This window comes from Variovorax sp. PvP013 (assembly GCF_050435945.1).
Lineage (GTDB): Bacteria > Pseudomonadota > Gammaproteobacteria > Burkholderiales > Burkholderiaceae_C > Variovorax.
This window is the reverse complement of sequence record NZ_JBNDLF010000006.1, coordinates 80,407-93,362: the sequence shown is the minus strand read 5'-3', so window position 1 is coordinate 93,362 and position 12,956 is coordinate 80,407. Positions and strand designations below refer to the sequence as shown.

Below are 12,956 nucleotides of genomic sequence, written 5' to 3'. Positions count from 1 at the left end.
GTCCGTCCTCAGGCCGCCAGTCGAGGACGCTCGACGATCTGGTTGTCGACGCCGTCGACCAGGGCGGTGAGCCTGAGGTCGAACACGATCTCGGCGAACGGTCCGGTCAGTCCTTCGGCCTGGATGCTTTTCTCGTCGGTGTGCTCGATCAGCGGCGGCACCAGGCCCTCCCGGGTCGCATAGGCGAAGTCGTCGTAGACCAGCGGATCGCCGTCGATGTTGATCTGCGTGGTCAGCTTGCGATGGCCGTCGGCCGTCACGAAGAAGTGGATGTGCGCCGGGCGGTTGCCGTGCCGGCCCAATCGATTGAGCAGCGCCTGGGTCGGACCGTCCGGCGGGCAGCCGTAGCCCACGGGCACGATGCTCTGGAACTTGTAGCAGCCCTGGGCGTCGGTGATGATGGTGCGGCGCATGTTGAAGGGTTGCTGCTCGCCGGTCGGATCGAAGTGGGAGTAGAAGCCCTTCGTGTTGGCATGCCAGACCTCGACCCGGGCACCGACCGCGGGCTTGCCGTCCGCGTCGTACACGGTGCCGTGCATGACCAGGGTGTGGCCCTGCTTGTCGCTGCCGTCGTCCAGCCGTGCATGGCCCTGCGCCACGGGCGCGCCCGCCACGTACAAGGGACCTTCGATGGTGCGGGGCGTGCCGTCGACCAGGCCGAGCGCCGCGTCCTCGGCGTCCATGCGCATGTCGAAGTAGCGGTCCAGACCCAGCCCCGGCGACAGCAGGCCGGCCTCGCCGCGCGCGCCGAGCTGGTTCAGGTAGGCGACGCCGGTCCAATACTCGTCCGGGGTGATGTCCAGGTCTTCGATCGTCCTGAACAGGTCGGACAGGATGCGATGGACGATCGCCTTGGTGCGCGGGTTGCCGCCGTCCTGCTGCAGGCCGCTGGCCAGGCGCAGGAAGTCCTGCACGTCGGGGGTGTTGAAGATCTGGGCGCTCATGGGTGTCTCCGTTCGTGGGATGGGTTGTGATGCTCTCGTTCCCGATCTCGCGTCCGTCGGATCGGATGCCTGATCGGGCTGCGACATCGGCGGCGGGCCGACGGGATGGGTCGCCGGCCGCTCGTCGCATGGATCTGATTGGAAAGCAGCACCCCCGCGTCGATCCAACACCAAAAAACTCTCGTTCGATACCTTTTTGGTATTCTTTGATATTTATTCTTTAGAAATCAACGACTTGCGCCCTCTAACCTCGTCCTAGGTATCGTTTACCCTTATGGATTTGCGTCAATTGCGTTACTTCGTGGCGGTGGTCGCCACCAAGAACTTCACCCGCGCCGCCGAGCAGATGCACATCGCCCAGCCGCCACTGAGCCGGCAGATCCAGCTGCTCGAGGACGAACTGGGCGTCCAGCTGCTGCATCGCAACAGCCGCCCGGTGCGCCTGACGGAAGCGGGACGGGTGTTCCACGAGCAGGCGCTGCAGGTGCTGCACCGGGTCGACCAGATGAAGCGCGGGGCGCGGCAGGCCAGCCTCAACCAGCGCCAATCGATCTCGATCGCCTACGTGCCTTCCACGCTGTACGGCGGCCTGCCCATGCTGGTGCGCAAGTTCCGCCAGCGCCATCCCGATACCGACATCCATCTCATCGACCTGAGCTCGGAGCAGCAGATCAGCGAACTCAAGGCGGGCCGGATCGATCTGGGCTTCGGCCGCATCCGGAGTCGAGACACCACGGTGGCGCGCACGGTGCTGCGCGAGGAGCGGCTGGTGCTGGCCGTGCCGCCCGGCACGCCGCTGGCCGCCAGCAAGGAGCGAATCGGCCTCGAGGACATCGAACAGCAGCGCCTGATCGTGTTCCCGAAGGAGCCGCGACCGAGCTTCGCGGACCATGTGCTCAGCCTGCTGCACGGCCGGGGCATACAGCTCGCGGAAGTCCACGAAGTGCGCGAGCTGCAGGCGGCGCTCGGCCTGGTCGCGGCGGAGATGGGGGTGTGCATCGTGCCGGCCGCGGCACGGCTGCGCTCGGACCTCGTCTATCGGCTCATCGACGACGAGCAGGCCACGTCGCCCATCATCCTGAGCCATCGGCTCAACGACGATTCCTGGTACATCCCGGCCATCAAGGAACTCATCGCCGAGATGTACGCGGAGAACCCCCCGTGGCTCGACTTCGGGACCAATGCCTTTCCCGGCGCGTCGTCCGCCGATGCGGCGACGGCGCCCGCGTCGGCAGAGCGTCAGGTTCGGACCCGCTCGGGACCGCGTTCCGAGCCGCGGTCGCCGCGACGACCTGCCGACCCGTCCTAGCGCGTGTCGCAAATTTCCCGCGGCCATCGGGAGCGTCGCTCGCCGCCCTCGGTCGGCCGGCGAAAGCGGCGAGGCCCAAGCGAAACCGTGTCCGACCATCCATCTCCCGGGCAGCTGCGCGACGCCTCTGTTCGCCTCGGACGGACCGGGATCTGCCGAGTTCGATCGAGCGAAAGTTCAAGACACGCGTCAGGCGGCCAAGATCACACGCTCCACACGAGGTCGGACGAGACGTCTTGCGCCGACGCCTTCTCGCCATCGCCAGCGGGACAACCCGTCGTCATTGGCGGAGGGTCGTCGTGCTGCTGACGAATACGCAATATTTCGAGACTCCCGGCGCTGGGTCGCGACCGAAGAACGCATTGCTGCAAGTGGCTGTGCCGGTCACCGTCTTCTCGACCCAACGCGTACCGACGCCGTAGAGGACGATCGACGGCTCATCGACGGCGAACGTGGCGTCTTCGTCCGCGAGGATCGATCCCATCGTCGGAGAGGTGGTCGTCGGAGTGCCCACCACGCAGGATTTCAAGATGGTCGGCGCCGGATCGACACCGAAGAAGGCATTGCCGCACACTGCCGTGCCGGTCACCGTCTTCTCGACCCAGCGTGCAGGGGTTCCATACCTGACGAGCGTCGCCGCGCCGACGGCGAACGTGTCGTACTCGCTCGCGAGAAATGATCCCGGTGCCGGTGGTGTCGTCGTCGCGGCACCCACCACGCAGGACTTCAGGATGCCCGGCGCCGGATCGGTACCGAAGAATGCATTGCCGCAGGTCGCTGTTCCGGTCACCGTTTTCTCGACCCAACGTGCCGTGGTGCCATATCGGACGAGCGTCGCCGCGCTGACGGTGAACGGGGTGTACTCGCTCGCGAGAAACGATCCCGGCGCCGGGGGCGTCGTCGTCGCGGCGCCTACCACGCAGGACTTGAAGATGCCCGGTGCCGGGTCGGTACCGAAGAACGCATTGCTGCACGTCGTCGTCCCGGTCAACCGCTTCTCGATCCAGCGTGCGCCGGCACCGAACCGGACGACCGTCGACGCGCCGACGGTGAACGTGGCGCCTTCGACTGCCAATAGGGTTCCCGCGGGCAGCGGACCGATGAAGCGGCCGAAGGCACTGGGACGCTCGCCGACCTTGACGGTGGCGACCACGGCACGGGTGGACGTGGAGATGATCGACACCACGTTGTCCGTGGTGTTCGCGACATAGAGGAAAGCGCCGTCGGGCGTGACGCCCACGCCCGTGGGGCCATATCCACCGGAAGGAATCCTCTCCACCAAGCGTCCGGTCGCGGTGTCAATCTTCGAAACGTTCTGCGCGTTGAAATTCGCCACGTAGAGAAAGGCACCGTCGGGCGAGAAGCCCAGACCCTGAGGGCCCGACCTGTTCCCGAAGGGACCGGCTCCGTCCGAACGGACCGTCCCGACCAGCGCTTTGTTGGCGGTCGAGAAGACCGAGATGTCGTCCCATACGGAGCGTGTCACGTAGACGAAGGCGCCGTCGGGAGTGATGGCCAGATTGCTGGCATCGTAGCCAATGAACACGTTGGCCACCACCGTGCGGGTGGCCGTGGCGATGGCGATGAAACTCGCCCCGTTCGCCACGTAGACGAAAGCGCCATCGGGCGAGACCTCGATGGCGACGGGAGCATATTCCACCGGCACGGTCGCGGTCACCTGGCGGGTCGCCGTCGATATCACCGAGACGTAGCCTTGATCCGCGTAGCCTTGTCCTCCCGTCGCATAGACGAAGGCGCCATCGGGCGATATCGCAACGCGTTGCATCGAAGGTCCGACCGGCACCGTGGCGACGACGGCGTTGGTCGCCGCAGAGATGACGGAGACGCCGGTACCGGTCGACGCGTAGATGAAACCACCGTCTGGCGAGACGACCACGTTGTGTGCCGCGACAGGAATTTTCGCGACGAGGGAATTGCTCGCGGTATCGATGACGGAGATGCCGGGCGCGACGGAATCGCGATCTGCGATGTAGGCAAAGGGCGCAGCAAACGCACCACAGCTCACTGCCAGCGCCCCCCATCCCATCAGCAATGACTTGGAAGACTTCCTGCAGAAGTGTCTGATCAGATCCAGGGCTGGAGCGACGCCACCAACGAGACGCCTGGAAACGAGCAGGGCCGCGCCATCGAGGATGTTTCTTCTCATTGCGATGCTCCAAGAACCAGGCACTGAATGGTTCTAGCTGCAAATCATGATGTGCTCAATGGTGTCCTTCGTCAATTGGATGTAGCACACGGGTCGTTGGACTCCGAAGCAGGTTTGCGAGGGGAAAATCGAGTCACCGTCTGGGATGATTGCGCGAGCCGTGGCTCGCGCCCGGCACGACAGGGAGAAACGGGCCGAGCTGTTGCGATCAGTTCGCCGCCAGCGTCGTCATCACGGCCACGCTCATGGCCTCGACGCCCGTCCTGATCGACGGCTCGGGCACCGGCGCGAAGAAGGGCGAGTGGTTGAAGGCGAGCGGCTTGCCGCCGGGCTTCCGCGAATCAGCCACTTCCTGCGGCGAGAGCACGCCGACGAAGAAGAACATCGAGGGCACGCCGGCGTTGACGAACTCCGAGAAGTCCTCGCTCGCCGTGATCGGCGGCACCGCCACCACCTGCGCGTCGCCCAGCGCGGCCTTCAGCGCCCCTACCGTGCGGCCCACCACCGCCTCGTCGTTGACCACCGCCATGCCCCCGGGCACCAGCGCCACCGCCGGCTCGGGCGCGCCGCCCATCGTCGCGGCCGCGTTGGCCGTGCGGCGCACGCCGGCGAGCAGCTTCTCGCGCACCTCCGGCTTGTAGGAACGGATGGTGCCGCGCAGCGTCACGGTGTCGGGGATGATGTTGCCCACCGTGCCGCCCTGGATCGCGCCGACCGTGACGACGCCGAACTCCGCCGGGTCCTTCTCGCGGCTGACCACCGTCTGCACGTCGGTGACGAAGCGCGCGGCGATGGCGATCGGGTCGATGGTCTTGTCCGGCGCCGAGCCGTGGCCGCCCTGCCCCTTGAAGGTGATCTCCATCGAGTCCGAGTTGGACGTGACGGCGCCCACGCGGTAGCCGACGTACCCGTACGGCGAGGGCGAGGTGTGCAGCGCGAAGGCGTGATCGGGCAGCGGGAAGCGCTTGAACAGGCCGTCGGCGATCATCGCCTTGGCGCCGCTGGTGCCCTCCTCCGCCGGCTGGGCGACGAACATCAGGGTGCCCTTCCATTGGTCCTTCAGGGCCAGCAGGGTGCGCGCAGTGCCCACCCAGCTGGCCATGTGGATGTCGTGGCCGCAGCTGTGGGCGACGAAGGTCTCGCGGCCGTTCCACTCGGTCTTGACGCGGCTGGCGTAGGGCAGCCCGGTCTTCTCCTCCATCGGCAAGGCGTCGAGCTCGGTGCGCACCATCACGGTCGGGCCCGGGCCGTTCCTGTAGATCGCCACCACCCCGGTCTTGCCGATCTTCTCGGTCACCTCGAAGCCGAGCTTGCGCATCTCCTCGGCCATGCGGGCGGCGGTCTTCACCTCCTGGAAGGCGATCTCGGGGTGGGCGTGGAGGTCCTTGTAGAGCGTCTCCAGCGAGGGGTACATGCCCGCGACGACGGGCGCGATGCGCGCGTGCAGGGGCGAGGCGGCGGGCGGCGTCTGGGCCTGGACGGGCGCGACCAGGGCGGCGGCCAGCGTGGCGATGGCGGTGGCGGCCAGGGCGCCGTGGATTCGATCGAGAGACATGGAAACTCCTTGGTTCATGGATTCATGGGTTGCGCGGGACGCCCTCCGATTCGAGGACATGGACGGGTCCCGTGGCTGTACCCCGAGCGACAGTGCAAATGTCATTCCCGGGTGTGGCGCTTCACGGGCGGAGCGGACGCGCGGAGCCCCGTGCCACGGGAGCGCGAAGCCGGAGGATGCCGTGCCCCCGGCGTGCCCGCGTCGATGCGGGCGCCCGAATCGACCACCAGCCGGTGCAGCGCGGCGAGCGCGGCGGCCCACCGCCGCCTCATCCCGGCCATGACGTCGGCGGGCATCGGTCATTCCCCCCGGATGCCGCGCGCCTGGATGATCGCGCCCCACTTGACCATCTCCGTGTCGAGGTGCGCGGCCGGCTGCTCGAACGAAAGGATGTCGCGCGCCGGCGATGGAGGGATGCATTCATGGGGATGGGCCAGGGTGTGGGGGAGGGGTCGTCGGGCTCGCGCGACGGTCGGCAGGGTCATGGCGCGCCGGCCCGGAAGTCGTCCCGCTCCAGGCACCCCGACACCGCCAGGCCGGCCACCAGCCCCCAGAACGCGGCGCCGATGCCCAGCACCGGGAGGTCGGCCACCGTGACGAGCAGGGCGACCAGGGCGCCGAGGGTGAAGCGGCCGGTGAACGACGCCTTGAACGCCGCCTCCAGCACGCGCAGCATCGCCAGGCCGGCCAGCGCCGCGACGTAGGTCGCCGGCAGGTGCAGCATCAGGCGCGTGAAGGCCGGCGCGAACAGGCCGAAGCCCATCGCCAGCAGGCCCGTGAACATCGCCGCGGCGTAGTGCCGCGAGCGCTCGCCGCCGGAGGCGACGATGGCGTTGGTCGGCCCGGCCAGGCAGGTGCTGACCGCGCCCACCACGGCGCCTAGCAGCGAGCCGATGCCGCACATCACCGTGACGGTATTGACCGGCGGCGCATGGCCCGCGGCCCGGAGCACGGCGATGCCCTGCCCGTTCTGCACCACCAGCACGGTGATCATCAGCGGCACCACCAGCTCGATCAGGGCCGGCCACGACCACGCCGGCGCCTGGACGACCGGGCGCACCAGCTCGATGGCGCCCAGCGCCCCGGGGTCGAGGCGGCCCGTCGCGACCGTCGCGATCGCCCCGGCGAGCAGCGCGCCGATGAGCGGCGGCAGGCGGCGCCCCCCGGCGGGCCATGCCGTCAGCGCCAGCCAGGCGGCCACCATTGGCCCGGCGATCGCGAGGTCGTCGTGCAGCGAGCGCACGAGCCCCAGGCCGAAGCGCAGGAAGACGCCCGCCACCATCGCCATCACGATGGACATCGGCAGGGCCTGCATCGCGCGGCGCACCCAGCCGGTGGCGCCCAGCACCAGCATCAGCGCGCCGGCGACGTAGTAGGCGCCGATGACCTCCGGGAAGCTCAGGTGCTGCAGCGCCGGGCCAACCAGCACCGTGCCCGGGATGGTCCAGAAGCAGGCCAGCGGCTGCCGGTAGCGCCAGCTCAGGGCGAGCGTGATGGCGCCGTTGACGAAGAAGACGCCGAAGATCCACGACGCCAGCTCGGCCTCGCTCAACCCGCCCCGGGTGCCCACCGACAGGATGATGGCGACGGGCGCCGTGGCGGAGAAGACGAAGCCGATGAAGCCGTTGGCCGCGTAGAGCGGAGCGAAGTCGGCCGCGAGCCGGCGCCACCCCTGCGCCGGGTGCGACGACCGCTCCCGATGGGACCACATGGACACGGTGCCTTCGGTGCGTTCGCGTCACTTGGCCGACAGCGCCGACTGCGCGTGCAGCGCGCCGACGTCGTCCGGCGCCGCGGCACCGCCCCGGCGCTGGGCGCCGGTCGAACGCCGGTGGTCGATCAGCGCCACGGCCAGGGCCGCGATCACCGCCGGGATGCCGATGGCCATGAAGTTCTGCTGCAGCGGCAGCGCGAGCCCGACCAGGGCGCCGATGACGATCGGCGCCAGGATCGCCCCGCTGCGCCCCACGCCCGAGGCCCAGCCGATGCCCGTGGCGCGCACGGCCATCGGGTAGTACTGGCCGACGTAGGCATAGGTCACGATCTGCGTGCCGATGGTCGAGGCGCCGGCCAGGCCGACGAGCAGGAACAGCACCTCGGTGGGCACCTTGTAGCCCAGCAGCGAGATCGAGACCGCCGCCAGGGCGTACATCCCCACCAGCACGTACTTGATGTGGAAGCGGTCGGCCAGCCAGCCGCCGCCGACGGCGCCGATCATGCCGCCGAAGTTCAGCACCAGCACGAAGGTCAGCGCCGAGCCCAGGCTGTAGCCCGCGCCGGCCATCAGCTTGGTCAGCCACGAGCTCAGGGCGTAGACCATGAACAGGCACATGAAGAAGGCGATCCAGAACATCACGGTGCTGACGCCCCGGCCGTCCTGGAACAGCCGCGCGATGGGCGCGCTCACGGCCTTGTCCTCGCGCGGCAGGGCGAAGCGATCGGCCGCGCCCGGGCGATAGCCGGGGTCCAGGCGCGCGGCGAGCTTCTGCAGCTCGTCGTGCTGGCTGGTCTTGATGAGGAAGGGCATCGACTCCGGCATCGACTTCAGGATGACCGGGATCAGCAGCACCGGCAGCCCCGCCGCCAGGAACACTGACGACCAGCCGTAGGTCTCCATCAGGCCCTTGCCCAGCAGCGCGGCGAGCATGCCGCCGACCGCGTAGCCGCTGAACATCAGCGTGACCATCGTGCTGCGGATCCTGCGGGGCGAGTACTCGGTCATCTGCGCGACCACGTTGGGCATCACGCCGCCGATGCCCAGGCCGGCGAGGAAGCGCATCACGCTGAAGGCGATCGGCTCGTGCGTCAGGCCGGCGGCGGCGGTGAAGACGCTGAACAGCGCGATGCAGATCGCGATGGTGCGGCGGCGCCCGATCTTGTCGGCGAGCGTGCCGAGGAAGATGGCGCCGAACATCATGCCGAACAGGGCCGAGCTGACCATGAAGCCGGCGTTGGTCGCGCTCACGCCCATCTCCTTCATGATCGATGGCAGTGCGATGCCCGCGACCGCGAGGTCATAGCCGTCGAAGATGATGATGAGGGCGCACCAGAACAGGACCCGCCCGTGGAAGCCGTTGAAGCGGGCCTCGTCGGCCAGCTGGTGGAGATCGATGTCGCGCATGGGGTTGTCTCGCTGTGTTGTGGTTGTGGGAGAGGGAACGTCGGACGCGGCGCTTCAGCCGAGGTCGCCGCCGCCCACCGGCAGCACCGAGCCGGTGATGTAGCTCGCCTCGTCGGAGGCCAGGAACAGGATCGGCGCCACCTGCTCGTCGATGGTTCCGTAGCGGTGCATCAGGCTGGAGTCCACCGTCTGGTCGACCACGCCCTGGTACCAGGCGGCCTCCCGGCGGCTCGGCCTGGCGGCGGTGGCGGCCTGGTTGCGGGGCACGCGCCGTGGCGGGGCCTCGGTGCCGCCGGGCGCGGTGGCGACGACGCGGATGCCGTTGCCGGCGTGCTCCATCGCGAGCGAGGCCGTCAGCGCGTTCACGCCGCCCTTGGCCGCCGAGTACGGCACGCGATGCACGCCGCGCGTGGCGATCGACGACACGTTGACGATCACGCCGCGCTGCTTCTTCACCATGAACGGCAGCACGGCCCGGCAGGACCACAGGGTCGGGAACAGCGAGCGCCGGATCTCGGCTTCGATCTGGGCCTCCTCGTAGTGCTCGAAGGGCTTGGCCCAGATCGTGCCGCCGACGTTGTTGACCAGCACGTCGACGCGCTTGAACGAGGCCAGGCACCGTTCCACCATGGCCTGCGCGCCGGCGAAGGTCTCCAGGTCGGCCTGGAAGGCCACGGCCGTGCCGCCGCCTTCAACGATCTCCGCCACGGCCTCATCGACGATGGGCGAGCGGTCGACCGCCAGCACGGTGCCGCCCTCGGCCGCGATGCGCATCGCGACGCCCCGGCCGATGCCCTGCGCGGCGCCGGTGACGATCACGACCTTGTCGTGGAAGCGATCCGGGCTCATGCGGCCGCCGTTTCGCTGGCCGAGAACTTCTCGAAATGAAAGCTCTGTGGCGTCACTCCCACACCGGACATCCACTGGCGCACGCCCTCGACCATGGGCGGCGGGCCGCAGACATACACGTCGACATTGCCTCCATGCAGGTCGTCGCTGGTGAGATGCTGGGTGACGTAGCCAAGCTTCGGGTGACCGCTGTCCGTGTCTACGATGCAGGTGAAGTAGTCGAAGTCAGGCAAGGCGGCCTTCAGCGCATCGAGCTTGTCGAGTTCCACCAGGTCATCGTTCGTGTTCACACCGTAGGCCAGCCGGATCGGCTGCGTCGTCGGGTTCTCTTTCAGCCACAGCAGCATGGAGAGGAACGGCGCGAGACCCGTGCCGCCTGCGAGCATCAAGATGGGCCGCACGGCCGGTCGCAGATAGAAGCTGCCATAGGGCCCGGTGAACATCATGAAGTCCTCGGGCTGCGCCGTGCGGCGCATGTAGGTGCTCATCAGGCCGTCGGGCACGTCGCGGATGAGGAACGCCAGGTCGGCGCTGTCGGGCGCCGAGCTGAACGAGTACGAGCGCGTCTGCTTGCTGCCGGGCACCGTCAGGTTGACGTACTGGCCCGGCAGGAAGGCCAGCGGCCGCTCGGCCTGCACGGTGAAGGACACGGTGGTGGCCGAGTCGCGGGCGATGCGCACCAGCTTGCCGCCGTGCGTCGCGACCTCGGTCTTGCAGGCGGCCGACGAGGCCGGCACCCGCACCACGCAGTCGGAGGTCGGCCGCATCTGACAGGTCAGCACGAAGCCCTCGGCGGCCTCCGCGTCGGTCAGCGCGTCCTCGATGTAGTCGCCCATCGTGAAGGCGCCGCTCTCGCAGTGGCACTTGCAGGTGCCGCAGGCGCCGTCGCGGCAGTCCAGCGGGATGTTGATCTTGGCGCGGTAGGCCGCGTCGGCGACCAGTTCGCCGGACTCGCACGGGATGATGCGCGAGACCCCGTCCTCGAACTGGAGGGCGATGTTGAATGCCATGGTTGTCTCCTGGCCCCGGAATGCCGGGATCTAGATGTGATAGATGTCGAGCAGGTGGTGGATGTAGTCGTTCTTCAGCACGACGTACTTGCGCTTGATCAGCGGCTTCTCACCAGTCGTGTCGAGGGTGTACTGCGAGCTGCCGAAGTACACGTCGACGATGTCGTAGCGGAAGCTGTGCGTGGTCCAGTTGAAGGTCAGCACGGCCTCGTCCTCGGTCTGGGACAGCACCTCCAGGTTGTTGACGGCGTGCCCGGTGCGGGTGTCGGGGATGGTCGCGCTGGAGCGCTCGGTCTGGATGCGGAAGACGCGGTCCTCCAGGCCCTGCTTGTTCGGGTAGTAGATGAGCGAGACCTCGTTCTGCGGATCGCCGGTGACCCGGTCGTCGTCGTCCCACGAGGGCATGAAGAACTCGACGTCGTCGGCGTAGAACGCGAGCCAGTCGACCCACCGGGCTTCGTCGAGCGCGCGGGCTTCCGCATAGACGAAGGCTTGGATCTGTTGGTAGGACAGCATCACTGGGCTCCCTCGAGTTGCTCGGCGGGCGCGCGGTGCTCGTCGCGCTCGGCCTGCTCGGCCTGCTCGGCCACGACGGCCTTCTTCATGGTGTCGAGCCAGTACTCGTGCTGGCCGATGTAGAGGCCCTCGTCCTCGGTCTTGACGCAGCTCAGGTCGGGCTTCAGGCCGATCAGGTCGGCCGTGGCGTCCGGCCCCTTGATCCAGTGCGTGGCGCCGCGGCTCATGTCGTTCCACTTCACCGCGCGGGCGCCGTAGCCCGTCTGGCAGGAGCGGAACTCCTCCAGGTCGTCGGGCGTGGCCATGCCGGTGGCGTTGAAGAAGTCCTCGTACTGGCGCAGGCGCCGGGTGCGCGATTCCTGCGACTCGCCCTTGGGCGCGATGCAGTAGATCGTCACCTCGGTCTTGTCGACCGCGACCGGGCGCACGATGCGGATCTGCGAGCTGAACTGGTCCATCAGGTAGACGTTCGGGTAGAGGCACAGGTTGCGGGACTTGCCCAGCATCCAGTCCGCGCGCGCCTCGCCGAACTTGCCGATCCACTCGTCGCGCTTGCCGTAGAGCGGCCGGTCCTCCGGGTTGGCCCAGTTGGTCCACAGCAGGATGTGGCCGTGCTTGAAGGTGTAGGAGCCGCCGCCCTGCTGCGCCCACTTGCCCGCGTTCATGGCCTTGACGGTGTCGACCTTGCCCTCGGCGCTGCGCCGGCTGGTGGTGGCCGCGTAGTTCCAGTGCACCGAGGAGACGTGGTAGCCGTCGGCGCCGTTCTCCGCGCCCAGCTTCCAGTTGCCGTCGTAGGTGTACGTCGAGGCGCCGCGCAGCACCTCCAGGCCGTCGGGCGACTGGTCGACGATCATGTCGATGATCCTGGCGGCCTCGCCCAGGTGCTCCACGAGCGGCACGACGTCGGGGTCGACGCTGCCGAAGAGGAAGCCGCGGTAGTTCTCGAACGCGCCCAGCTTCACCAGATCGTGGCTGCCCTCGCAGTTGAAGCTCGACGGGTAGCCCGCCTCCGGGCCGTTGTCCTTGACCTTGAGCAGCTTGCCCGCGTTGTTGAAGGTCCAGCCGTGGAACGGGCAGGTGAAGCTCGACTTGTTGCCCTTCTTGTGGCGGCACAGGATGGCGCCGCGGTGCGTGCAGGTGTTGGCCAGCGCGTGGAGCTTGCCGTCCTTGCTGCGCGTGATGACCACCGGCTGGCGCCCGACGTGCAGCGTCAGGTAGTCGTTGACGTTCGGGATCTGGCTCTCGTGCGCCAGGTAGACCCAGTTGCCCTCGAAGATGTGCTTCATCTCGAGTTCGAACAGCTGCGCGTCCGTGAACACCGAGCGGTCCAGCCGGTGCTGGTGCGCGACGGCGTCGTCCTCGAGCAGGCTGTCGAGCCTGGCGAGGCTGGGGGTGGAAGCGACGGGATGGATGGGAATCATGGGGAGTCTCCGGGAGGATTGGTTCTTGGATTCACGGGAAGGGGTCGTCGCCGCGCCGGAGCGG

At 68.1% G+C, this 12,956-nt stretch carries 11 protein-coding genes; 1 reads left to right on the top strand and 10 read right to left on the bottom strand.

All coding sequences use genetic code 11. The features are described from left to right. Positions 1-8: 8 nt before the first annotated feature. Entirely contained in the window at positions 9-944 is a 936-nt protein-coding gene (gene catA / locus ABID77_RS16355) for a catechol 1,2-dioxygenase (protein WP_429598042.1), read from the bottom strand. Positions 945-1,218: 274 nt separating this feature from the next. Here catA and ABID77_RS16350 point away from each other — a divergent pair, with 274 nt between their 5' ends. Next, complete coding sequence (locus tag ABID77_RS16350) at positions 1,219-2,253, top strand: LysR family transcriptional regulator (RefSeq protein ID WP_429598040.1); 1,035 nt, start codon at positions 1,219-1,221, stop codon at positions 2,251-2,253. A 280-nt stretch (positions 2,254-2,533) separates the two neighbouring features. Here the strand turns inward: ABID77_RS16350 and ABID77_RS16345 are convergent, their stop codons facing one another. From ABID77_RS16345 to benA, 9 genes are all read right to left on the bottom strand, one after another. After that, positions 2,534-4,420, bottom strand: coding sequence for a beta-propeller fold lactonase family protein (locus ABID77_RS16345; protein ID WP_429598038.1), 1,887 nt, complete (start codon positions 4,418-4,420; stop codon positions 2,534-2,536). Between the two features lie 208 nt (positions 4,421-4,628). Further along, a complete protein-coding gene (locus tag ABID77_RS16340; protein ID WP_429598036.1) occupies positions 4,629-5,975 on the bottom strand; it encodes an amidohydrolase in 1,347 nt (448 codons plus the stop codon). Positions 5,976-6,274: 299 nt separating this feature from the next. Continuing rightward, entirely contained in the window at positions 6,275-6,460 is a 186-nt protein-coding gene (locus ABID77_RS16335; RefSeq protein ID WP_429598034.1) for a hypothetical protein, read from the bottom strand. Continuing rightward, the gene (locus tag ABID77_RS16330; RefSeq protein WP_429598301.1) at positions 6,457-7,686 is read right to left on the bottom strand and encodes a benzoate/H(+) symporter BenE family transporter; all 1,230 of its coding nucleotides are present in this window, start codon (positions 7,684-7,686) and stop codon (positions 6,457-6,459) included. Before ABID77_RS16330 ends, ABID77_RS16335 begins: the two co-directional genes overlap by 4 nt. 27 nt (positions 7,687-7,713) lie before the next feature. Beyond that, positions 7,714-9,096: an MFS transporter gene (locus ABID77_RS16325; RefSeq protein ID WP_429598032.1), complete on the bottom strand. Its 1,383-nt coding sequence runs from the start codon at positions 9,094-9,096 to the stop codon at positions 7,714-7,716. Between the two features lie 54 nt (positions 9,097-9,150). Continuing rightward, positions 9,151-9,945 carry a 1,6-dihydroxycyclohexa-2,4-diene-1-carboxylate dehydrogenase gene (locus ABID77_RS16320; RefSeq protein WP_429598030.1) on the bottom strand — a complete coding sequence of 265 codons (795 nt, stop codon included), beginning with the start codon at positions 9,943-9,945 and terminating at the stop codon, positions 9,151-9,153. Then, complete coding sequence (gene benC / locus ABID77_RS16315; protein WP_429598028.1) at positions 9,942-10,955, bottom strand: benzoate 1,2-dioxygenase electron transfer component BenC; 1,014 nt, start codon at positions 10,953-10,955, stop codon at positions 9,942-9,944. Before benC ends, ABID77_RS16320 begins: the two co-directional genes overlap by 4 nt. A 30-nt stretch (positions 10,956-10,985) precedes the next feature. After that, complete coding sequence (benB, locus tag ABID77_RS16310; RefSeq protein ID WP_429598026.1) at positions 10,986-11,471, bottom strand: benzoate 1,2-dioxygenase small subunit; 486 nt, start codon at positions 11,469-11,471, stop codon at positions 10,986-10,988. Beyond that, complete coding sequence (benA, locus tag ABID77_RS16305) at positions 11,471-12,892, bottom strand: benzoate 1,2-dioxygenase large subunit (RefSeq protein ID WP_429598024.1); 1,422 nt, start codon at positions 12,890-12,892, stop codon at positions 11,471-11,473. The genes benB and benA overlap by 1 nt, the downstream gene beginning before the upstream one ends. Positions 12,893-12,956: the final 64 nt, after the last annotated feature.

What these genes read in the sequence shown, in the direction of transcription:
- catA (WP_429598042.1), bottom strand. Translation starts at nt 944, where the DNA reads ATGAGCGCCCAGATCTTCAACACCCCCGACGTGCAGGACTTCCTGCGC.
- ABID77_RS16350 (WP_429598040.1), top strand. Translation starts at nt 1,219, where the DNA reads ATGGATTTGCGTCAATTGCGTTACTTCGTGGCGGTGGTCGCCACCAAG.
- ABID77_RS16345 (WP_429598038.1), bottom strand. Translation starts at nt 4,420, where the DNA reads ATGAGAAGAAACATCCTCGATGGCGCGGCCCTGCTCGTTTCCAGGCGT.
- ABID77_RS16340 (WP_429598036.1), bottom strand. Translation starts at nt 5,975, where the DNA reads ATGTCTCTCGATCGAATCCACGGCGCCCTGGCCGCCACCGCCATCGCC.
- ABID77_RS16335 (WP_429598034.1), bottom strand. Translation starts at nt 6,460, where the DNA reads ATGACCCTGCCGACCGTCGCGCGAGCCCGACGACCCCTCCCCCACACC.
- ABID77_RS16330 (WP_429598301.1), bottom strand. Translation starts at nt 7,686, where the DNA reads ATGTGGTCCCATCGGGAGCGGTCGTCGCACCCGGCGCAGGGGTGGCGC.
- ABID77_RS16325 (WP_429598032.1), bottom strand. Translation starts at nt 9,096, where the DNA reads ATGCGCGACATCGATCTCCACCAGCTGGCCGACGAGGCCCGCTTCAAC.
- ABID77_RS16320 (WP_429598030.1), bottom strand. Translation starts at nt 9,945, where the DNA reads ATGAGCCCGGATCGCTTCCACGACAAGGTCGTGATCGTCACCGGCGCC.
- benC (WP_429598028.1), bottom strand. Translation starts at nt 10,955, where the DNA reads ATGGCATTCAACATCGCCCTCCAGTTCGAGGACGGGGTCTCGCGCATC.
- benB (WP_429598026.1), bottom strand. Translation starts at nt 11,471, where the DNA reads ATGCTGTCCTACCAACAGATCCAAGCCTTCGTCTATGCGGAAGCCCGC.
- benA (WP_429598024.1), bottom strand. Translation starts at nt 12,892, where the DNA reads ATGATTCCCATCCATCCCGTCGCTTCCACCCCCAGCCTCGCCAGGCTC.